Annotated in this window: 22 protein-coding genes; 18 read left to right on the top strand and 4 right to left on the bottom strand. The window is 41.8% G+C overall.

The genetic code is table 11. The features are described from left to right. Positions 1-27 precede the first annotated feature (27 nt). Entirely contained in the window at positions 28-1506 is a 1479-nt protein-coding gene (locus FCL54_RS13155; protein ID WP_138127089.1) for a flavin monoamine oxidase family protein, read from the top strand. A gap of 47 nt (positions 1507-1553) precedes the next feature. Here FCL54_RS13155 and FCL54_RS13150 read toward each other — a convergent pair whose 3' ends face one another. Then, on the bottom strand, positions 1554-1769 hold the full coding sequence (locus tag FCL54_RS13150) for an alpha/beta-type small acid-soluble spore protein (RefSeq protein WP_138127088.1): 216 nt from the start codon (positions 1767-1769) through the stop codon (positions 1554-1556). A 378-nt stretch (positions 1770-2147) separates the two neighbouring features. Here FCL54_RS13150 and FCL54_RS13145 point away from each other — a divergent pair, with 378 nt between their 5' ends. From FCL54_RS13145 to FCL54_RS13130, 4 genes are all read left to right on the top strand, one after another. Then, on the top strand, positions 2148-2942 hold the full coding sequence (locus FCL54_RS13145) for a fumarylacetoacetate hydrolase family protein (RefSeq protein WP_138127087.1): 795 nt from the start codon (positions 2148-2150) through the stop codon (positions 2940-2942). Then, positions 2939-3694 (top strand): fumarylacetoacetate hydrolase family protein, encoded by a 756-nt coding sequence (locus FCL54_RS13140; RefSeq protein WP_138127086.1) that lies wholly within the window; start codon positions 2939-2941, stop codon positions 3692-3694. Before FCL54_RS13145 ends, FCL54_RS13140 begins: the two co-directional genes overlap by 4 nt. 58 nt (positions 3695-3752) lie before the next feature. Continuing rightward, on the top strand, positions 3753-4133 hold the full coding sequence (locus FCL54_RS13135) for a 5-carboxymethyl-2-hydroxymuconate Delta-isomerase (RefSeq protein WP_138127085.1): 381 nt from the start codon (positions 3753-3755) through the stop codon (positions 4131-4133). 107 nt (positions 4134-4240) lie between these two features. Continuing rightward, entirely contained in the window at positions 4241-4630 is a 390-nt protein-coding gene (locus FCL54_RS13130) for a hypothetical protein (protein WP_138127084.1), read from the top strand. Positions 4631-4655: 25 nt separating this feature from the next. Here the strand turns inward: FCL54_RS13130 and FCL54_RS13125 are convergent, their stop codons facing one another. After that, complete coding sequence (locus tag FCL54_RS13125; RefSeq protein WP_138127083.1) at positions 4656-5567, bottom strand: LysR family transcriptional regulator; 912 nt, start codon at positions 5565-5567, stop codon at positions 4656-4658. A gap of 375 nt (positions 5568-5942) precedes the next feature. Between FCL54_RS13125 and hpaI the strand changes: the two genes are divergently transcribed. The 12 genes from hpaI (at position 5943) to FCL54_RS13070 (ending at position 18364) form a co-directional block, all read left to right on the top strand. Further along, positions 5943-6869, top strand: a complete 927-nt coding sequence (gene hpaI, locus FCL54_RS13120) for a 2,4-dihydroxyhept-2-ene-1,7-dioic acid aldolase (protein WP_138127082.1) — start codon at positions 5943-5945, stop codon at positions 6867-6869. Positions 6870-6923: 54 nt separating this feature from the next. Further along, a complete protein-coding gene (hpaE, locus tag FCL54_RS13115) occupies positions 6924-8450 on the top strand; it encodes a 5-carboxymethyl-2-hydroxymuconate semialdehyde dehydrogenase (RefSeq protein ID WP_138127081.1) in 1527 nt (508 codons plus the stop codon). Between the two features lie 18 nt (positions 8451-8468). After that, on the top strand, positions 8469-9944 hold the full coding sequence (gene hpaB / locus FCL54_RS13110) for a 4-hydroxyphenylacetate 3-monooxygenase, oxygenase component (protein ID WP_138127080.1): 1476 nt from the start codon (positions 8469-8471) through the stop codon (positions 9942-9944). Positions 9945-9956: 12 nt separating this feature from the next. Then, positions 9957-10943: a 3,4-dihydroxyphenylacetate 2,3-dioxygenase gene (gene hpaD, locus FCL54_RS13105; protein ID WP_138127079.1), complete on the top strand. Its 987-nt coding sequence runs from the start codon at positions 9957-9959 to the stop codon at positions 10941-10943. A gap of 220 nt (positions 10944-11163) precedes the next feature. Continuing rightward, entirely contained in the window at positions 11164-11625 is a 462-nt protein-coding gene (locus FCL54_RS13100; RefSeq protein WP_138127078.1) for a flavin reductase family protein, read from the top strand. A 19-nt stretch (positions 11626-11644) separates the two neighbouring features. Beyond that, entirely contained in the window at positions 11645-12526 is an 882-nt protein-coding gene (locus FCL54_RS13095; protein ID WP_138127077.1) for an adenylyltransferase/cytidyltransferase family protein, read from the top strand. A 185-nt stretch (positions 12527-12711) separates the two neighbouring features. Then, positions 12712-12828 carry a symporter small accessory protein gene (locus FCL54_RS24810; protein ID WP_425467126.1) on the top strand — a complete coding sequence of 39 codons (117 nt, stop codon included), beginning with the start codon at positions 12712-12714 and terminating at the stop codon, positions 12826-12828. Next, positions 12825-14414 carry a sodium:solute symporter family protein gene (locus tag FCL54_RS13090; protein WP_138127076.1) on the top strand — a complete coding sequence of 530 codons (1590 nt, stop codon included), beginning with the start codon at positions 12825-12827 and terminating at the stop codon, positions 14412-14414. Before FCL54_RS24810 ends, FCL54_RS13090 begins: the two co-directional genes overlap by 4 nt. A gap of 230 nt (positions 14415-14644) precedes the next feature. Continuing rightward, positions 14645-15562, top strand: coding sequence for a superoxide dismutase (locus FCL54_RS13085; protein WP_246055232.1), 918 nt, complete (start codon positions 14645-14647; stop codon positions 15560-15562). A gap of 152 nt (positions 15563-15714) precedes the next feature. Next, complete coding sequence (locus FCL54_RS13080; protein WP_138127074.1) at positions 15715-16545, top strand: STAS domain-containing protein; 831 nt, start codon at positions 15715-15717, stop codon at positions 16543-16545. A 13-nt stretch (positions 16546-16558) separates the two neighbouring features. Continuing rightward, positions 16559-16900 (top strand): nuclear transport factor 2 family protein, encoded by a 342-nt coding sequence (locus tag FCL54_RS13075; protein WP_138127073.1) that lies wholly within the window; start codon positions 16559-16561, stop codon positions 16898-16900. Positions 16901-17026: 126 nt separating this feature from the next. Then, complete coding sequence (locus FCL54_RS13070) at positions 17027-18364, top strand: D-serine ammonia-lyase (RefSeq protein ID WP_138127204.1); 1338 nt, start codon at positions 17027-17029, stop codon at positions 18362-18364. 75 nt (positions 18365-18439) lie between these two features. On the opposite strand, the gene FCL54_RS13065 is transcribed toward FCL54_RS13070, so the two are convergent. Then, positions 18440-18727: a CD3324 family protein gene (locus FCL54_RS13065; protein WP_138127072.1), complete on the bottom strand. Its 288-nt coding sequence runs from the start codon at positions 18725-18727 to the stop codon at positions 18440-18442. Between the two features lie 562 nt (positions 18728-19289). Here FCL54_RS13065 and FCL54_RS13060 point away from each other — a divergent pair. Further along, a complete protein-coding gene (locus tag FCL54_RS13060) occupies positions 19290-19760 on the top strand; it encodes a DinB family protein (protein ID WP_138127071.1) in 471 nt (156 codons plus the stop codon). Positions 19761-19781: 21 nt separating this feature from the next. Here FCL54_RS13060 and FCL54_RS13055 read toward each other — a convergent pair whose 3' ends face one another. After that, positions 19782-20336 (bottom strand): M15 family metallopeptidase, encoded by a 555-nt coding sequence (locus FCL54_RS13055; protein ID WP_138127070.1) that lies wholly within the window; start codon positions 20334-20336, stop codon positions 19782-19784. Positions 20337-20479: the final 143 nt, after the last annotated feature.

Raw genomic sequence — 20479 nt, 5'->3', positions numbered from 1 at the left:
TTTTAGGATAGAAGGGAGGAGAGTGCTTTGAGTCAATATAGACAGGCGGAGTATTCGGAATTGAATTATCCCGAAGATATACTTTCTATCATAAGAAATGGATTAAGGCGAGGCTCTGTTCCCAAATCAGTACTCATAATTGGAGCAGGTATCTCCGGGTTAGTTGCAGCATCTCTTTTGAAGCAGGCTGGTCACAAGGTAACAATTATTGAAGGAAATAACAGGATAGGGGGAAGGATTTATACCGTTAGAGAGCCTTTTAGTAAAGGGTATTACCTTGATATGGGAGCAATGCGTATTCCGAACACCCACGTCCTGGCATTTGAATATATCCGACGCTTTAAACTGAAAACAGCCAAGTTTATTAATACATCTCCGAGAGATGTCTTTTTTGTAAATAATGTTATTACAAGTAGAGCTTATTATGAAGAAAATCCTGATGTCCTGGCATTTCCGGTTGCAGAATGGGAAAAGGGGAAAACAGCAACAGAACTTTTCCTTTCTGCAGTAAAGCCTTTCATTGATAAATATCAAAACAGTACGGACGAACAAAAAGAGGCAATGAAAAAGGAATATGCTCGTTATTCGATGGGAGAGTTTCTGCGGTTCAATCCTATAGGACGGCCTCTTTCACTGAATGCGATTCGGAAAATAAACGTCCTGCTTGGAATCGAAGGTTTTCCTGAATTTTCATTTGTAGACATTTTAACTGATATCATCTATCCAATTTTTAATGAAGAAACAAAGTTTTTTGAGATTGTCGGAGGGAACGACAGATTGCCGTTATCATTTTTACCCGAGCTTAGATGGAATATTTTTCTTAACCAAAAAGTTGAACGGATCATTCAAGATCAATCAGGAGTTACGCTTCAAACGCGGAACCCGACAAACGGAGAGTTCACAAACTTTCATGGAGATATCGCGATTGTTACCGTTCCTTTTCCGGTTTTTCAGTTTATTGATGTTGTTCCATACCATTCTATCTCATTTAAAAAGTGGCAGGCGATAGGAGAACTAATGCTTCTTCCTGCAGTAAAAGTAGGAATTGAATTCAAGAATCGTTTTTGGGAAAATTTTGGAATCGGAAATATTATTTCTGATAAGCCTACAAGGTTTACGTATACTCCGAGTCACAATAAAGGAAGTAGTGGTCCTGCAATTCTCCTTGCAAGCTATAGTTGGGCTGCAAATGCATTATTATGGAATAGCCTTTCCGAAGAAGATATTATTCGATACGTCCTAAAAGACCTTTCCAAAGTGTATGGGAATGTCGTGTATAGGGAATATATTCGTGGAGTATCTTTCAATTGGAGCAGGAATCCTTTTTCCGCTGGCTGTTTTACACTCTTTACACCAAACCAGGAGACAGATATTGCTGATTTTATTCGCCAGCCAGAAGGTAAGCTTCACTTTGCGGGAGAGCATACATCCAATTTTCATGGATGGATTGAAGGAGGGATTGAGTCAGGGGTGCGGGCTGCTTTTGAAGTAAATCACAGAAAGTAAAGGAGGATGGCCCAGGGCCATCCTCTTATCCATTTTGTATTCAGTTATTAACGAGGTTGTCCGCTCATTTGAGATTGAGCAAGAGATACTAGACGCTTAGTGATTTCTCCTCCAACAGATCCGTTAGCGCGAGAAGTTGTGTCAGCACCAAGGTTTACACCAAATTCTTGAGCGATTTCATACTTCATTTGGTCGATTGCTTGAGCTGCTCCTTCTACTAGCAATTCATTGCTGTTGTTGCTACGTTGGTTTTGTTGTGCCATTTGTATCACCTCCTATCTATAGAATGGTTCTTTGGAAGATAAAATATGAGGACTTCTCTCTGGTAACATCTTCTCAAAATGGAAAAATGCCATCCTTTGCGTCATTTATTGGTGGAGAAATCACAAAACTCCACAAAAAATAGAATAACCAATAAAACTAAATAATAACTCGCATTTCTAAAAAAGATATAAATCAAAAAAGGGATATCTCCTGATGACCAGTTCATTAGAATTCAAGGTATATATACTTTTTCCATATGGCAAAAGAACAATATAAATATTTTCAGTATACTCTTTAATAATGTTACAGTATAATTATGCGATATTTCTGATAACTCAAACAGATTTAGCTGCTAAAACATATAAGGAGTGAATGTGATGGGGAAAGCTATTGCAAAATTCCATGGAACTCTTCAAACGGAAGAAGTAGAAGTGAATCTGGCCGATAACATGATTTTATTGAACCAAAAGAGGGTTCCGGCAAAGACTTTATACTGGGAGCCGCCAGTGTCTGGAACAATTTACGGTACATTATTGAATTTTAAAGGCGCGATTGAAAAAATGGGAGGGGCGCTGACAGAACCGCCATATAAAGCTGCGCCAAAAGCACCAGTTTTATACATAAAACCTGCAAATACCGTGAGCGGCCATGAAAGTCCAATTCCGATTCCGGCAGGGGAAACTTTTCTTGAAATGGGAGCGAGCCTTGGCGTTGTTATCGGAAGGCGCGCCACACGAGTAACAGAGTCTGAAGCCCTTGATTATGTAATGGGTTATACAGTGGTGAACGATGTCAGCATTCCACATGAAAGTGTTTTCCGACCCGCTGTAAAATATAAAGCGCGTGATGGATTCTGCCCGATCGGCCCATGGGTTATCTTGGGTGATGAGGTGGAAAATCCCGATGCATTAAGCATACGTGTATATATCAATAATGAATTAAAGCAAGATAATACAACAGCGAACTTAGTCCGTTCTGTTTCAAAGCTTATTGCAGATGTGAGTGAATTCATGACACTTGATGAAGGAGATATTCTTCTTGTAGGTGTTCCTGAAAATGCTCCTCTTGCAAAAAACGGGGATCGGGTCCGGATTGAAATCTCAAATGTAGGAATGCTGGAAAATGTAATTGTACATGAAGAAGAGCTGATGTCAGGGGGGGATGGACAATGAAACAGACACGCGTTGCATATGCCGGTGGAATTTATCATGCGACAGAAGCGGAAGAAGGACTAAAGCTGCAGGATGGCCGAATCGTTGCAGAAGAAGAGGTGGTCTGGCTGCCTCCGGTTCAGCCGCGAACAGTCTTTGCCCTCGGCCTTAACTATTCCGACCATGCGAGCGAGCTGTCATTTAATGCTCCTGAAGAGCCGCTCGTATTTTTAAAAGGGCCTAACACATTTGTCGGACACCGTTCTGTTACAAGGCGCCCCTCAGACGTTACGAACATGCACTATGAGTGTGAGCTTGCAGTTGTGATCGGTAGCCAGGCCCGTAAAGTAAAAAGAGAAGATGCTTATGAGTATGTGGCAGGTTATACAGTTGCGAACGACTATGCTTTTCGTGATTATCTAGAAAATTATTACCGCCCGAACCTTCGTGTGAAAAACAGGGACAACTGTACGCCGATCGGTCCATGGCTGGTGAGTGCAGACCAGATTTCCGATCCGATGAACTTATCGTTAAAAACATACGTGAACGGTGAAATCACACAGGAAGGCTCTACAAAAGATATGATCTTTGGCATTCCGGAACTGATTGAGTATCTGAGCAGTTTCATGACGCTGAGCCCTGGAGATGTGATATTAACAGGAACACCAAAAGGCACAGTAGATACGAAAGTAGGAGATGAAGTAATAACCGAGATAGAAGGCGTCGGAAGATTGAAGAATACAATTGTCGGCGATGAAGCGTCTCATTTATAAGGATTGTTAAAAACGTTGGAGAACAACTACTCCTTCGAAAATAGAAAGGAGGATGTGCATGCCGCATATTACGATCGAATACACAGATAACATCAAGGCGGAGGCCAATATAAAGAATCTACTTCAGAAAGTCAACGGGGTGCTTATCGAACGAGGAGATACTTTTCCGATCGGCGGGATTCGTTCCAGAGCGATCGAGCTTCACGATTATTGTATTGCTGATGGAGAAGAGGACGATGCATTCGTCCATGCAAGTTTGAAAATAGGTAAAGGGCGGACAGAAGAAGAAAAGAAGGAAGCCTGTGAAGCGCTCTTTGCTGTTATGAAGGATCACTTTGCAGAACTGTTCGACAAGCGTTACCTGGCATTGTCTTTGGAAATCTCAGAGTTCGAAAATAAGACTTATAAGCACAATAATATCCACAAGCGTTTTAAATAATAAGTTTAAGAAGGGGCTGGCTCAATGGGTCTGCCCCTTGTTTCGTGTGGTTATCTTTGTCGAATGATAAATGAGTTGTTATAATTCAATTAAAATGGAGGAAAGGGTTGTCTATAATGAATTTGCTTTCTAATGAAGAAACAAGGGTCGCACAACGGTATATCATAAAAGCAACTAGACTATCCCTTGAGTTACTTTCAGAAAAATCCGCGGGAGAATTAAACGAATGTGAAAAGAATTTTGTCTTAAAGGTTAATAAACTTTTAGCTATTCTGGATGAAGTTATTGCTTCAGAAAAAGACAAAATTAATGATTTTAAAGATTTTTTAGTCACGTGTATTGTACTTGGTTTAGATATAAAGCAAAATCTTAAGCAGAAAGTGAAACTGACCATAGTAGAGCGAGATTTTTTAGAATCGCTGGATCAGTTAATCCAGAAATATGAGATCCTAAAGCATGACGAGGCTGTTTCCGCTCTTTTAAAGGGACAGGCATAAAAAGGTAAAAGAGTAAGAAGGGAGATCAGGGTGAGGCGCTCCACTTATCCGGGTCTCCCTTAAATGTTTCAAGAAAACGTGCAGCGTTTTTCGATAGGTAACGATCTTTTAACCAGATTATCGCTGACTCGGACTGGATTACCGCATTTTCGATCTCAAGCACTTTAACTCCCTGTGGAGGGAATGACCTTAGTGTAGAAGCTGGAAGAAGAGCAGCGCCTACACCTGTTTTTGCTAATGCCAATAGCATGGCAGCATCAGGGCAGTCACACACTACATTTGGTTCGAATCCTCTTTCTTTAAAGCTTTCCAATACCAGCTCGTAAAGTCCCGGTTCATTTACTCCTGCCCGGTGAAGCAGAAGGAGTGGCATCTCTGAGAGTTTCTCTATTGAAATTTTATCGTAAAGAAATTCCTCTCCCCATTCCTCAGACATTACTACAACAAACTTATCGTCAGGGAGAGGAAGTGATGAAAACTCCTTCATATCCAGCGGCAGCCTTACTACTGCGAGTTCAATATCTCGATTGAGCAAATACCGCTGAAGCCTGAACGTATCTCCTTCAATTAATTTAAACGTTACCTTCGGATAGTTTTGCCGGAAAGCTAGCATCCGGGGAGGAACATGATAAAAACACGTTTTTACTGAACCGATAGAAAGCATTCCTCGAAGGCCCTCGCCTGTTTCTTTTACTTCAGTTATCGTTTCATCGACTTCCTGCAAGATTTTTTTTGCTTTTTTATATAATACGATGCCAGCTTCTGTTAGCTCCAGGTTTCTACCGTTTCGCTGCATAAGTTTTACGCCTAGTTCTTCTTCAAGGAGTTTTAGCTGTTGGCTTAATGGGGGTTGAGCCATGTAGAGCTTTTTCGCCGCTCTGGTGATCTGGCCTTCTTCAGCGATAGTGGAGAAATAGCGAAGTTGTTTTATATTCATGGTTATGCTCCTTTATGTATACTTTTTTTATATGTTAACGAAACTTTTTGAATATTTTTCATATATCATAACACATGTTACATTAAGATTGTTGAGAGATTTCAGATAAGTCGCCAAATTTTGAATAGTGTCGAAGTTTGTTGGCGGAACGTGTTGGGGTGGGGCGGATTTGCTCCCCGGGACTCTTATTATGTTTAAGACTTTTTACATGCGAGCATGACAAAGTTCTTTAACATAAACGAGCCGGTCGCTTCGCTCCATCAAAAAGAAGTAGAATTCTTCTTTTTTAAGGGGAGCAAAGATGTGTCGCTTTGTGGTCTTCATTTTTTAACAGGTAATTACTTAAATAACAAATATTTAAAGGAGTGAGTTTGATTGGGTAGATATGATGAGGCGAAGAAGAGGTTGAGAGGGTCTATTGCGCCTATTATTACGCCGTTTACTGAAAGCGGTTCCATTGAATTCGATACGTTGAAGAATTTGATCGACTGGCATATTGAAAGTGGAACACATGCGATTTCAGTCACGGGTACAACTGGTGAGCCCAGCTCTTTGACGGTAGATGAGCGCGTTCAGGTGATGGAAACAGCGTCAAAGGCAGTTAACGGAAGAGTTCCTTTCGTACCTGGTACAGGTTCCACAAATCATGAAGAAACGCTTTATTTGACGAAAAAGGCAGAAGAAATCGGTGCTGACGCGGCGCTGGTAATCGTTCCTTATTACAATAAACCTTCCCAGCATGCGCTTTATAAGCATTTCAAAGCGGTTGCGGATTCAGTGGAAATTCCGATCATTATCTATAACATTCCTGGCAGAACGGCAACGAACCTTGATGTGAAGACACTTGCAAAGCTGAATGAAGACTGCGAGAACATTATCGGTGTGAAGGAATCGAATAAAGATTTCGAGCATGTGAACCGTGTGTTGTTGAACTGCGGAAGAGGTTTCCTACTATATTCCGGAATCGAATTGCTTTGCTACCCAATGTTAGCGATCGGCGGTGCGGGACATATCAGTGCGACTGCGAATATTGTTCCTGATAAAGTTGCAGAGATCTACAATGCATGGGAAGAAGGAGACGTGAAGCGTGCACAGGATCTACATTATGACTTGATGCCGTTAAACGATGTTCTTTTCAAAGATACGAATCCTGCACCATTAAAAGCTGCATTAGGTATGATGGGCAAGATTGAACCGGTATTGCGCTTGCCGATGGATGTTCCGACCCAGGAGCTGCAGGACGAGATCCGCGAAGTGCTGAAAGAGTATGTCCAGCTTCCTGACGAAGTTGCTGCAAAATAAAAAATGGCTACATATTCATAGCAAATAAAAGTTTCAAGAAGGCGGTGAACCGTTGTGGAAAGTAAAGTAGTTGACCAAAAAGGAAAAGCAGAACATAAAAAAGTTGACGATGTAAAGTTATATATCGATGGCGAATTCGTAGACGGCAAGGCGGGGGCAACATTCGAGAACGTGAACCCTTTTACCAATGAAGTCACAAACCGTGTTGCCGAAGGCCGTGAAGAGGATATGGACCTGGCGGTAGCAGCAGCGAAAAACGCGTTTAAAAACGGACCATGGGGCAAGATGAAGCTCGCTGACCGGATGAAATACATCAACAAGATCGCTGACCTGATCGATGAAGAAGTAGAAGAAATAGCAGTGCTCGAGTCACTTGATACAGGGCTGCCGATCAGCCAGACAAGAAAAATGACGGCAAGAGCGGCGGAGAATTTCCGGTTCTACGCAAGGATGGTTCAGTCCAAACTTCATGGTGATGCGTATGCGGTTGATGACGAGTTCATCAACTATACGGTCTACAAGCCGGTAGGAGTAGTCGGGCTGATCACACCGTGGAATGCACCGTTCATGCTCGAGACGTGGAAGGTAGCGCCGGCGCTTGCAACGGGAAACACAGTCATTCTTAAACCGGCTGAGCTTTCTCCTTTAACAGCGAATAAGCTTGCCGAAGTGATCGACAAAGCGGGGGTCCCTGAGGGTGTCTTCAACGTTGTTCACGGATTCGGTGAAACAGCTGGTGCATCGCTTGTCGCAAATGAAGACGTTGCAGCGATCTCATTCACAGGAGAAACGGTAACAGGTTCCACGATAATTAAAAACGCAGCAGATTCTCTAAAGAAAACTTCGATGGAACTTGGCGGAAAGTCTCCGTTGATCGTTTTTGATGATGCTGACTTTGACAGGGCGCTCGATGCGGCGGTCTGGGGAATTTTTTCGTTCAACGGAGAACGTTGTACAGCAAATTCCCGTGTCTTTCTGCACAAAAATATCAAGGATAAGTTCGTTGAAGCATTAAAAGAACGCGTTACAAATATCAAAGTCGGGGATCCGATGGATACGTCTACACAACTTGGACCGCTGATCGACAAAGGACACTTTGATAAAGTAACGGAATACATCGAAGTCGCAAAGCATGAGGGGTGTGAAGTAATCCAGGGCGAGGTTCCTGAGGAAGTGAAAGCAGGTAACTTCGTGCCTCCGACGCTTCTGTTAAATGCGACGAACGATATGAAGGTTGCTCAGGAAGAAATTTTTGGTCCGGTTATGGCAGTCATTGAATTCGAAACAGAAGAAGAAGTGATCGAAGCAGCCAACGATGTGAAATACGGGCTTGCCGGTTACGTCTGGACGAACGATATCAAGCGAGGCCACCGTGTGGCACAGGCAGTCGAAGTAGGAATGCTCTGGATCAACGCACAAAACGTACGTGACCTTCGCGTTCCGTTCGGTGGAACAAAAGCGAGCGGTATCGGCAGAGAAGGCGGCTATTATGCGATGTTTGAATTTTACACAGAACCGAAAGTCATCCATGTGGCGATCGGCGACCATCATATTCCACAGTTTGGAAAGAAGAAAAACTAAATTAAAGGGGGAGCAACAATGCCAGCAAAAACAGGCAGCGAATATAAAGCACGGTTAAAAGAAGCAAACAATAACGTCTATATTCATGGGGAAAGAGTTGACGATGTAACAGAGCATCCAGCTTTTAAAAATGTGATCAACTCCATGGCGAACCTTTATGACCTTCAATATGAAAAACAGGAAAAAATGCTCTATACATCTCCTACAACTGGAAACAAGGTCGGCATGACGTTCCTTCAGCCAAAAACGATCGAAGATTTGATCAAGCGCCGTGAAGCGATCCAGGAATGGGCTCGAACTTCTGGAGGCATGATGGGTAGATCTCCGGATTACTTGAACGCAGAAGTAATGGCGATGGGTATGAACAACGAGCTTTTTGCTGAAGCAGATCCGATGTTTGCTGAAAACGCAAGGAAGTATTACGAGTACTGCCGTGAGAACGATATCAGCTTAACCCATACACTTATCCACCCGCAGGTGAACCGTGCGAAGGCACAGCATGAGCAAAAGGATGCAAATGTCGCCCTTCACCTTGTGGAAAAAAGAGAAGACGGAATCATCGTTGATGGCGTTCGTTTGTTAGCGACTCAGGGTGGCATCACTGATGAAATCCTTGTTTTCCCATCAACGGTTAAACGCTCCGGCGAGAAGGACGACCCGTATTCGCTTGCATTTGCGATTCCTAACAACACACCTGGACTAAAATATTTCAGCCGTGAATCATTTGACTACGGCAAGAGCAGCTGGGATCATCCGCTTTCTTCTCGTTTTGAAGAAGGAGATGCGATTGTATATTTTGATAATGTATTTGTTCCATGGGAGCGCGTTTTCGTTTGTGAAGATTCTTCCATTTGTAACCGTACTTTCCGTGAGACGAATGCGGTTGTTCATATGGCTCACCAGGTTGTTGCGAAAAACGTTGTCAAAACGGAGTTTATCCTTGGCGTAGTGCTTAGCCTGATGGATTCGATAGGTATCGACCAGTTCCAGCACGTAAAAGACAAAGGTACAGAAATCATGCTTGTGCTAGAGACGATGCGTTCCCACCTTTATAGAGCGGAGCATAACGCGAAGCTGGACAAATCAGGCACTATGACGCCGGATTATGAAGCACTAGATGCAGCTCGTAACTGGTACCCTAGAATTTATCCTCGCCTTGTAGAGATCTTAAGGATTCTTGGCGCTTCCGGCTTGATGGGTATCCCTTCAGAAGCAGACTTCCAGCATGAAGAGATCGGTCCGTTGTTAAATCGTGCTGTACAGGCGAAGAACCTGGAGGGGTACGATCGTGTACAACTGTTCCGTCTGGCATGGGATCTGACGCTGAGCGCATTCGGCGGCCGCCAGATGCACTATGAGTACTACTTCTTCGGTGATCCGGTCAAGATGGGCATGACCTACTTTGATAATTATGATAAAGAACCTTACAAAGAATTCGTGAAAGACTTCTTAAGCAACACCAAATCTAAAAAACCGGATTTTGCCGGGGTGTAAGGGGGAGCATTCATGGCAGGTTTTGATATTATCCGTACAGCAAGGGCGATTCTTCATGTAACTGATTTAGATAAATCAAGAGAGTTTTATGTGAAAGCACTTGGTTTTGTGGAGACAGAAGCTGATGATAACCATATTTATCTTCGCGGCCTTGAAGAGCATATCCATCACAGCCTTGTTTTGAAAAAAGCGGATCAGCCAAACGTTGAGGTATTGAGCTATAAAATGCGTTCAGAGGATGACCTTGAAGAACTGGCTTCTTTCTTTGAAAAAGATGGCTTTCAAGTGAAATGGATGGAAGAAGGTACGCAGCGGGCTATAGGACGTTCCTTCCGCGTCCAGGATGTTTCTGGGATCCCGGTTGAGTTCTTTGCAAAGATGGAAACAGTCGATCGCCTCCTTCAGCGTTACGAAATGTACCGTGGAGCGAGGGTGCAGCGAATCGATCACTTCAACTGTATGGTGCCGGATGTAGAAAAGGCGTATAACTTTTACATTGAGAAGCTTGGATTCGCTTGCTCAGAGTATACGGCTACAGAGGAAGATAAAATCTGGGCAGCATGGCTTCACCGCAAGCCTACCGTACATGATGTTGCCTTCATGAACGGCAAAGGGCCTCGTGTTCACCATATCGGGTTCTGGTTGAGCGATCCGATGAGTATCATCCATGCATGTGATGTACTTGCTTCGATCGGTTACAGCCCTAACATCGAGCGTGGCCCTGGACGCCACGGTTTATCGAACGCGTTTTTCCTTTACCTCCGCGATCCGGACGGCCATCGCATCGAACTTTATACAGGTGACTACTTTACTGGAGATCCTGACTTTGAACCGGTTCGCTGGGATATCAACGATCCAAGAAGACAGACATTCTGGGGCCATGAAGCGCCGGATTGCTGGTTTAAAGAAGCATCGACCGTACTTGATATCCAGACAGGAAAGCCGATCGAAACGAAAGAAGCTGCCCTGGCACAGCATAAGCCAACTTTTGTAATTTGATCTTTGAAAAGGTAAATGAGTTATTTTCGATTGACAGAACCCTTTGATTCCAAACATGACAAAGCCCATGTTACAACGAGTCTATCGGTGCGCTCTTACAAAAGATCAGTATGCTAATCTTTTTTAGGGAGAGCGAAGATGTTCCGCTCCGAGGTCTCATTTTAAGAGTTAAGAAAAACTCATTACCAGCAAAAAAAGATAAAAGAAGAGAGGGATTGAAGTGGATAGTCGTTTGTTTCGTAACGCGATGGGGAAGTTTGCGACAGGAGTAACGGTGATTACCACGAAGTGTGACGATGATGTTCATGGGATGACGGCGAATGCGTTCATGTCGGTGTCACTTGATCCGAAGTTAGTCGTTGTTTCAGTGGGGCACAATGCGACGATGCATGAGAAGATCAAAAAAGCAGGAAGATTTGCAGTAAGTATTTTGTCCGATGAGCAGGAAGAAATGTCGATGTATTTTGCTGGCCAGATCAAAGATAAGCGTGAAATTGAGTTCGATTGGTTCAACGACCTGCCTGTAATCAGCGGTTCGCTTGCAAATGTTATGTGCCGTGTTTATGAGGCACATCCAGCAGGGGACCATACGCTGTATATCGGTGAAGTGGAAGATATTTTTGTGAAAGAAGAAGGGGCGCCGCTCGCGTTTTTCGAAGGGAAATATTGCAATATCAGTTGATTTAAAGGGGGTGGAAGATATGAGGGTAACTCGTTTGAAACATCCGATCGATGCAAAGGCTCTGGAAAACAATGCACCATGTGTGATGGCGCTTGGATTTTTTGATGGAGTGCATCGTGGTCATCAGCGTATTATAGAAACTGCGAAAAAGATTGCCGAGCAAAAGCAAGTGAAGCTTTCGGTGATGACCTTTTATCCACATCCAAGCCAATTGATTAAAGGTAAGGAAAAGATCACCCATTATCTTTCCCCCCTTCCCATTAAGATGGAACTGTTTAAAGAACAGGGAGTGGAGCAGCTTTTCATCGTTGATTTCAACCTGGATTTTGCAAAAGTAAACCATGCTAACTTTGTTAAGCAATACCTTGTTGGGTTGAATTGCCGGCATGTTGTGGCAGGTTTTGATTTTAGATATGGCTTTAAGGGTGAAGGATCTATGCAAACCATCGAACAGGATGGAGCAGGCTCTTTCGATGTCACCACTGTATCTAAGATGGAGGAACAAAACGAGAAGATCAGTTCTACTAAGATCCGTGAATTACTTTCAGAAGGAAATGTTGGTGATATTCCACTTTTTCTTGGTGACTATTATCTGTTTGTAGGTAAAGCTAAAGAGCCCTTTTACCTTAAAGGAAAAAAAGAAAAGTTTGTCGAAGTATTCATTGATGAAAACTATTTACTTCCATCTACGGGCAGTTATGAAGTCCAGTTGGAAGTAGAAGGGAAGAAGTATAAAGGGATAGCAGATGTCGACCCCATAAGAAATAAAGAATTCGTCGGTGTTAAATTATTCGAATATTTAGATAGTTATGATGGCAAAATGGTGAAAATAAAATGGATTAAGAAATGCCCGGATGAGGAGGTACCTACTAGTTCCGGCCATAAATATCAATTCAGTTGAGCCGCCTGATTAATGAAAAGGTGCTTGTTTAAAAGAGGAGAAGTGCGGCTCTTTTAACGATGATTTTTGTATGCGCTTTCATAAAGGGTGCTTAAAAGGATTGTTACGCTGTTCGATGAGAAGAGTGTTGCAATAGATAGAACAAGGGGTTAAAGACTTGATAATTTTTTAGGGAGGAATCGTGAATGTTAGGTATGGAAAGCGCATCGATTGCGTTGGTTTGGATCTTGACTGTTCTGTCGGCTGTCGGTTGTGTTATTTTTGGTGCGGTAATGTGGAATCGCGGGGGTGACGCTGAATGAATATGGCAATTTTAATCCCTCTAGTTCTTGTTTACATGGCAATAATGACTGGACTTGCATATTATGGTTATAAGAAGACGACGAGTGAAGCGGATTACCTTGTAGGAGGGAGAAGCATCAGCCCGACTGTCATGGCACTCTCTTATGGGGCCACGTTTATCAGTACCTCTGCCCTTGTTGGATTTGGCGGTGCCGGATCTATCTTTGGGATGGGGCTTTTATGGTTAGCATTCCTAAATATCGTTCTCGGAATTTTTGTTGCATTTGCAGTCTTTGGTACCAGGATCAGAAGGCTCTCTATCAAGTTTGATGCAACGACTTTTCCAACATTATTAGGTAAAAGGTACGAGTCTAAATTTATCACCGTGTTTGCAGGAGCAATGATTTTTATTTTTATGCCAGCTTATACGAGTATTGTGTTGATCGGGGGCGGCCGCTTCCTTCAAGAGTCGCTTTCGATGAACTTTAACGTTGCATTATTGCTTCTTGGTGCAATTGTTGCAATGTATGTTATCAGCGGTGGAATTAAAGCGGTTATGTATACCGATGCATTCGGGGCAGTGATAATGCTCGTCGGTATGATCGTATTCCTTGTGGTGACATATAACGCTGTTGGCGGAATTATTGATGGCCATGCCGCTTTATCCGCTTTAAAGGATATGGTGCCTGAATCTCTTGCTAAAGGCGGCCATCAGGGATGGACAAGCATGCCTGTGTTAGGTTCCCCTTTGTGGTGGACACTTGTCAGTACAATCATCATGGGTGTAGGGATCGGAGTTCTTGCTCAGCCCCAGCTTGCAATGCGTTGTATGACGGTTAAAAATGACAGGGCATTATACCGTTCTGTTCTTGTTGGAGGTATATTCATCTTCTTCATGACTGGTGCTGCTTTCATGATTGGACCTCTGAGTAATGTATACTTTATGGAAAATAGTGGTCAGCTTGCGATAAGTGTAGCTGGAGGAAATTCAGATCTAGTCATCCCTAAAATTATCAATGCCATTATGCCGGAATGGTTTATCTACTTGTTTACACTAACATTGCTTTCAGCAACAATTTCTACCATAAGTTCCTTGATTCATGTACAGGCAACAGCTTTTGGTGAAGATATAATGAATACGATGGGAATCAAGGCAGGTTTTAAAAACAAGCAGAGCCTTTCTCGCCTCGGCGTAATTATAGGAGTATTAGCAGCAATTATTCTTGCTTATCTTTTACCAGGGGGTATCATCGCTCGTGCAACAGCATTCTGGTTCGGCATCTGTGCAGCAGGATTCTTGCCAGTCCTAATCGGAGCACTTTACTGGAAAGGTGCTACAAGAGCCGGAGCGATTTACAGTATGATCACTGGCTTTGGCGTAAGTGTTTTTGGTTTCTTGTTTATGCATGCTGCCGAGTCCGGACCAATAGGACTATCTAAGGCGATTTTTGGGAAAGATGCTCTCTTCGCTTTTCCATGGACACACATTGACCCATTATTCTACGCTCTTCCACTTTCGACAATCGTGTTTGTGGTTGTAAGTGTACTTGATAAGAGTAAAGATGTTAGCGGGCAATTTGAACAAAAAGCTATCGTTACAAAATAACGTATAAGAAATGGCGTGCGAATAAGCGCGTCATTTTTTATTTGCAGAAGCTTTGTTTAAAACATATTAAAAGAGGTTTTTAACTGCAGAATGGATAAGTGCTTGGTTATATACCTGTATGTTCTGAGAAAGTTAGCTCGCTGGGAAAGCCTTTTGTCTTTATGAAACAACCTTCCTTCCAGGCGCCTGTTACATATAGTAAAAACGACGAACGAAAGGAGAGGGATTCTTTGAGGGAATCAAATGATTTACAGGCATATTTATACGACCTTGATGAATGGGTCACAGAACTTACAAAAGAAGTGGAAGAAGCAGGAAGAAGGGGAATCAATTCAGAAAATGTCCCACAGGAATATTACGCTGCATTAAATACTTTCATTACCGAACTTAATTACTTGAAATGGAGGGGCAGCCCCATCGACTCTAAAATGGCTTTTTACCTGAACCAGCGGGCGCATGATCTTCATTTCAAGAGACAGTTTAGCATGGTGAGCGATCAGGAAAATATTGGTGAAGGTTCCCCGGTTCCAATCGGGGAACATAGACTGCCGCCGTTACCGTATGCATATGATGCGCTCGAACCTTACATTGACAGGAGAATCATGCAACTTCATCACGATAAGCACCATCAGAGCTATGTAGACGGTTTAAACAAAGCGGAAAAGGAATTGCAAAATGCCAGGAATAACAATGACTTTACGTTAGTTAAACACTGGGAACGTGAGGCGGCTTTTAACGGAGCGGGGCATTACTTGCATACAATTTTCTGGAATGTGATGAGCCCAGAAGGAGGTGGAGAGCCAAAAGGGGATTTAATGCAAGAGATCGAGCGTTCCTTTGGCAGTTTTAAAATGTTTAAGGACCACTTTTCTGAAGCAGCTAAGAAAGTGGAAGCAGTAGGTTGGTCGATTCTTGTCTGGTCTCCCCGATCACATCGGCTCGAAATCCTTCAGGCAGAAAAGCATCAAAATCTCAGCCAGTGGGACGTTATTCCTCTTCTCCCGCTTGATGTTTGGGAACACGCTTATTATCTCCAGTATGAAAACAATAGAGGCAAGTATGTCGACAACTGGTGGAATATAGTAAATTGGAAAGAGGTTGAGAAGCGGTATAAAGAAGCCTGGAAAGTAAAGTGGAAAGCCTTTTGAATCAGATATTGCGTGCTGTTCTGCACGCATTTTTGGTTGAAGATACATTATATATACCAAAGGTCTTTCTTTAGGGTATACTTAGCAGAGGCAGTTGGAAAATTGCTAAACAATAGTTTTGTTATATATGTGTGTGGAGGGGATAAGATAAAATGCATAGAAACCGTGAATTATATGCTTTTCTGTTAGATAAAGCTAAACGGCTTACGGAAGAATGGTACGAGTCTCTTGATAAAAGTGATCCTGAAGGTGTCTATGCCTCATCAGATCCTGAAATAATAGAACGGTTAAAAGAACATAATTATGAATTCCATTTGCATGCATGTAAAATTTTTATAGAAGAAAAAGCAACTTTCGTTAAGGAGTTTGATGAGTGGATACTGAACCTGGCTGCAGACAAAGAACATTTGGAAACTCCAACTCACTTTATTATTAGAGAATTCATCAATGTGAGGGAGCAATATTTAAGCTTTTTAAAAGAATTTGTTTCCGAAAACAAGGTTAGCCGACAGAAAGAGGAAATTTACAATCAAAGCATAATAGATGTGTTTGATATTGCAATTCTTCGTTTTACGGAGGAAAAGGCAAACTATCTAAACAGCCAGTTAGAGTCACAAAAAGCAGTGATCAACGAGTTGAGTTCGCCTGTTATCTCGCTTAATAATAAGACTGGGCTGCTTCCTTTAGTAGGGGAGATTGATACATACAGGGCGAAGACTGTTTTAGAAAAAACGTTGCAGCAAAGTTCTGCAAAAGGGCTTGACCATTTATTTATCGATTTATCGGGAGTAATTATGGTAGACACGATGGTAGCACATCAACTGTTTCAATTGATCGATACATTAAAGTTGCTTGGAATCACGACCACCTTATCAGGAATCAGGCCTGAAATCGCACAGACTGCTGTACAGCTTGGTTTAAATTTTGAAAATATCTCAACTACAGCTACGCTTTCCCAGGCTATCATCTTAAAAACCAATTGAAAGAGGGAGCGTAATGAGTAAACTAGCAAAAAAGCTGGCCCAGGCACAACTTGATGCCTATAACAGCCAGGATATTGAAGCTTTTTTAGCACAGTATAGTGAAGACGTTACTGTTCTTAATTTTCCTACCAACAGTGTTGTTTACACCGGAAAAGAGGCAATGAGGGAGCGATACACTAAGTTATTTAAGGAAAATCCGAATAACCATGCTGAATTGCTTTCAAGAATCGTGAAAGAAAATATCATCATTGATCAAGAGTTTGTCACAGGAAGGGCAAATGGCATAGAAGTTGATGCCATAGCGATTTATGGAGTTAAGAATGAAAAGATTTCAAAGGTATGGTTTGTTAAATGAACAAGGGTTAGATGAACAGGTTTAGGATAAGTCGCTTCGGCGGCTTCTTTTTTTGCTACAAAATTTGTGTCGCAGTGTTATGCTTAGTTTAATTCTAACTTTTATCAGGGAGGAGTGGAGTCTTTGATGATTGCAGGAAAGCCAATCGATAAATGGATAGAGGAATATCCATTGATTAAAGAGTTGGTTGAAACAAAGGAAGTCTTTTGGATCAACCGTAATAGTCAGGATCAAACGAAAGATAATGTGGCCGTAGGAATAGAAGAGATTAAGGAGGCAGAAACCCGCCTTCATCGCTTTTCGCCGTTTATTAAGGCATCTTTCCCTGAAACAGAATCGTCCAACGGGTTGATCGAGTCTCCGCTTGTTGATATCGAGCTGATGAAAAACCGACTGGAAGATACATATGATTGCAGGATCAAGGGAAACCTCCTGCTTAAATGCGATAATGAGCTTCCGATAGCGGGCTCAATCAAAGCACGTGGTGGAATATATGAAGTGTTAAAGCATGCGGAAAAACTTGCGATTGAAAATAAAAAGCTTTCCATTACCGATGACTATTCAAAAATGTCATCAAAAGAGTTTAAAGAGTTTTTTTCTGATTACTCAATCGCAGTAGGTTCGACAGGAAATCTTGGTTTAAGTATAGGGATCATAAGTGCAGAGCTAGGTTTTAATGTCACGGTACATATGTCGCATGATGCGAAGGAATGGAAGAAGGAATTGCTAAGAGAAAAGGGAGTAAAGGTTGTAGAGCATGCGTCTGATTTTAGCAAGGCAGTTGAAAAGGGCCGTGAAGAATGCCTGAAGTCAGATACTTGTTATTTTATTGATGATGAGAATTCAAAAGACTTATTTATTGGCTATGCAGTGGCGGCCTTCCGTTTAAAGAAACAGCTAGACCGTATGAAAATTCATGTAGATGAAAACCACCCGCTTGTGGTATATCTGCCCTGTGGTGTGGGGGGAGGTCCCGGCGGGGTTGCATATGGATTAAAAAAGGTGTTTGGAGAAAACGTTCACTGTTTCTTCGCCGAACCAACTCATTCGCCGTCGATGCTGCTGGGTTTGATGACAGATAAGCATGATCAGATTTCAGTTCAGGACTTTGGTATTGATAACCGTACGGCAGCTGATGGACTTGCGGTAGGGAGACCATCGAGGTTTGTTGGACAAATAGTGAAGAAATTGATCAGTGGTGTCTATACAGTCGATGATGATGAGCTCTTTAAAATGCTTGCACTTCTTGTTGATTGCGAGAACATACAGCTTGAGCCTTCTGCGCTTGCAGGTATGTATGGCCCTGTTCAACTTTCAAAGACGGATGATGTATCTCTTGTTAAACTAAACAACAGTTTAGCCAGCGGAACCCAGCTTGTGTGGGCAACAGGAGGGAGTCTTGTGCCTGAAAAGATTATGGTAGAGGACTACAAGAAAGGAAAGACATTGCTGCATTCATTATAGATTTAATCCTGGTGAAAAAGGACGCCACTCATGTCCTGAATACGATCCGTATCCATCATGAGCACGTCCTTCGTTTCATTTCTTCTGTTCGTCCTTTTCTCTTGTTTTATAGATGATTTTCCGAATACTCTCAATCGAAAGATGGTATTTCTTCTCTAATTCTTTAAAAGTATAGCCTTCTTTATAATTTTGAAAAATTTCCTCGTTCCTTTTGGTGATTAATTTCCGTGATCCACTAAGCTCCCCCCATCGAGCCCGCTGGTCCGATTTCTTTGGGATGTAAATGAGTTCACCCTCGATGTAGTTCTGCAGCTCCTTCAGCAAATTAGGAGGGAACACCTCTTTTCCGTTTTTGTATTGCAAAGTTTACGTCCTCCTTATTTAGATCAAGGTGTACGTTTACTGACTTGTAAAATCCAGACATTGTTTAAAACTCCTTTCATTGTGTATTTGAAAAACTTCACTTAAATTCAGAAACAGTAAGCCATATATTCATTATAAATTGATTTTCGAAACATGAAAAGTCAGAAAATTATAAAAGGGGCTGCGAATCACAGCCCCTTTCCGATATGGTGAGATTTCCGCCTAAACGGAAGTCACCTCTTCACACTTGATCAATATAATCGACCTCCTTTCAGATGATTCTGTCGGTCCGACAACTTAATTATCTATTATTTTCTATATAACTAACAAGAGAAAGAACCATTATAGTTTTTCTTTACCTAATTTAATAAAGTTCGTAAAAAAATGTTTACCGTTTTGTTTTGTTAAGCAGTTTTAAACTTAAAAAGGGATATGATTATGCAAGTCGAAGTAATAACTCATAGAGAAGAACCTGGCAGGTTAAAGTGATTTAAGTCTTTATCTTTTTACAAAAGTTAGTTTAAATTGTTAAAAATACTAAACGTTCAAGGAGAAGTCGATTATGAAAAGAATTACCTTGCTATTAAACTTGTTATATACTACATACGACAAAGAAAGTTGGTATGCACCGTTCAAAGATGCGATCGAAGGACTAACACCCGAACAGGCCATCTGGAAACCCTCTGGAGAGGCAACTAAAAGTATATGGGAGAACGTGAATCATTTAATCTATTATAAAGAAAGACTCACTGCGCACCTGGAAGGACGGGAATGGACCAATAATCTCGATGGCGATGAAACCTTTTCTCTTACGGATCAATTTAATGATGATCAGGTATGGAAGAAAGTGGTTGTACGTTCCGAAAATGCTCAGCGTAAATTGATTCAGGCGGTGAGTAGTATGTCGGATGAACAACTTGACCAAAATTCACTTGAGAGGAAATTATTAGATATAATGCTTCATGATGCCTATCATACTGGGCAAATAATTCAATTAAGAAAAATGCAAGGATCTTGGCCAACAAACCGTTAACCAAAAGAAAATCGGCGGTGGCTAGGCATCTTCTTTTGGTGGCCATCGACCGTTTTGCAACTCTCTTATCGTTAATCCGAAGTCCATCTGCAGATGAGGGTAATCTTTGAAATGCTGCCAATCGCCACCCCACTGAAAACCTAATGATTTAGCAATTTTTACAATCTCAAGCCAGTCTGATTTCCCATTGTTGTTTCCATCGTATTCTAAATCCCAGGTAATAACGTCATCTTTTCGTTTTAGGGCAAAGTCGATTGCAAGTCCATAGTTATGGTAAGATTCTCCGCCTTTAGCATTTGTAACAATATTACTTTCGTCTGATCTGCCCTGTTGATAAAGCTCATTTTGTTTTTCAACTGAACGAAATCCTTCTGTAATAACTACATTGATTCCTTTATCTTCTGCTCTCCTGATAAGCTTGTTCTTCTTTTTTTCTACAACAGGATGCAATTTATCCGGCATTTTAGCGTCTTTTTGGTGTTGTTCTTCCTCCTGAGGCATAAATGGCGACACTAATGAAAAAACGATTACCCCCAGCATGATGACAACAATAATAATAGAAGTTGAGTTTCTCATAAAAAGATATCACATTCCCTAACAAATGATTTAAGTTTTGATATTCCCTCGTTTTACCAGAAAAAAAACATCCTGCCATTTTTCAATAATTTTAGATCATGACTATAACCGAATGCAGAAAATTAATACTTTTAAAGGTTTGC

The sequence above is a fragment of the Exobacillus caeni genome, assembly GCF_005747095.1.
Lineage (GTDB): Bacteria > Bacillota > Bacilli > Bacillales > Guptibacillaceae > Exobacillus > Exobacillus caeni.
The sequence above is the reverse complement of the archived record's forward strand: the minus strand, read 5'-3'. Positions and strand labels throughout refer to the sequence as shown.

Excerpts from the sequence above, each read along its gene's own strand:
- FCL54_RS13095 (WP_138127077.1), top strand. The coding sequence starts at position 11,645 with ATGAGGGTAACTCGTTTGAAACATCCGATCGATGCAAAGGCTCTGGAA.
- FCL54_RS24810 (WP_425467126.1), top strand. The coding sequence starts at position 12,712 with ATGTTAGGTATGGAAAGCGCATCGATTGCGTTGGTTTGGATCTTGACT.
- FCL54_RS13145 (WP_138127087.1), top strand. The coding sequence starts at position 2,148 with ATGGGGAAAGCTATTGCAAAATTCCATGGAACTCTTCAAACGGAAGAA.
- FCL54_RS13090 (WP_138127076.1), top strand. The coding sequence starts at position 12,825 with ATGAATATGGCAATTTTAATCCCTCTAGTTCTTGTTTACATGGCAATA.
- hpaD (WP_138127079.1), top strand. The coding sequence starts at position 9,957 with ATGGCAGGTTTTGATATTATCCGTACAGCAAGGGCGATTCTTCATGTA.
- FCL54_RS13075 (WP_138127073.1), top strand. The coding sequence starts at position 16,559 with ATGAGTAAACTAGCAAAAAAGCTGGCCCAGGCACAACTTGATGCCTAT.
- FCL54_RS13055 (WP_138127070.1), bottom strand. The coding sequence starts at position 20,336 with ATGAGAAACTCAACTTCTATTATTATTGTTGTCATCATGCTGGGGGTA.
- FCL54_RS13150 (WP_138127088.1), bottom strand. The coding sequence starts at position 1,769 with ATGGCACAACAAAACCAACGTAGCAACAACAGCAATGAATTGCTAGTA.
- FCL54_RS13125 (WP_138127083.1), bottom strand. The coding sequence starts at position 5,567 with ATGAATATAAAACAACTTCGCTATTTCTCCACTATCGCTGAAGAAGGC.
- FCL54_RS13080 (WP_138127074.1), top strand. The coding sequence starts at position 15,715 with ATGCATAGAAACCGTGAATTATATGCTTTTCTGTTAGATAAAGCTAAA.
- FCL54_RS13135 (WP_138127085.1), top strand. The coding sequence starts at position 3,753 with ATGCCGCATATTACGATCGAATACACAGATAACATCAAGGCGGAGGCC.
- FCL54_RS13140 (WP_138127086.1), top strand. The coding sequence starts at position 2,939 with ATGAAACAGACACGCGTTGCATATGCCGGTGGAATTTATCATGCGACA.
- hpaB (WP_138127080.1), top strand. The coding sequence starts at position 8,469 with ATGCCAGCAAAAACAGGCAGCGAATATAAAGCACGGTTAAAAGAAGCA.
- FCL54_RS13060 (WP_138127071.1), top strand. The coding sequence starts at position 19,290 with ATGAAAAGAATTACCTTGCTATTAAACTTGTTATATACTACATACGAC.
- FCL54_RS13070 (WP_138127204.1), top strand. The coding sequence starts at position 17,027 with ATGATTGCAGGAAAGCCAATCGATAAATGGATAGAGGAATATCCATTG.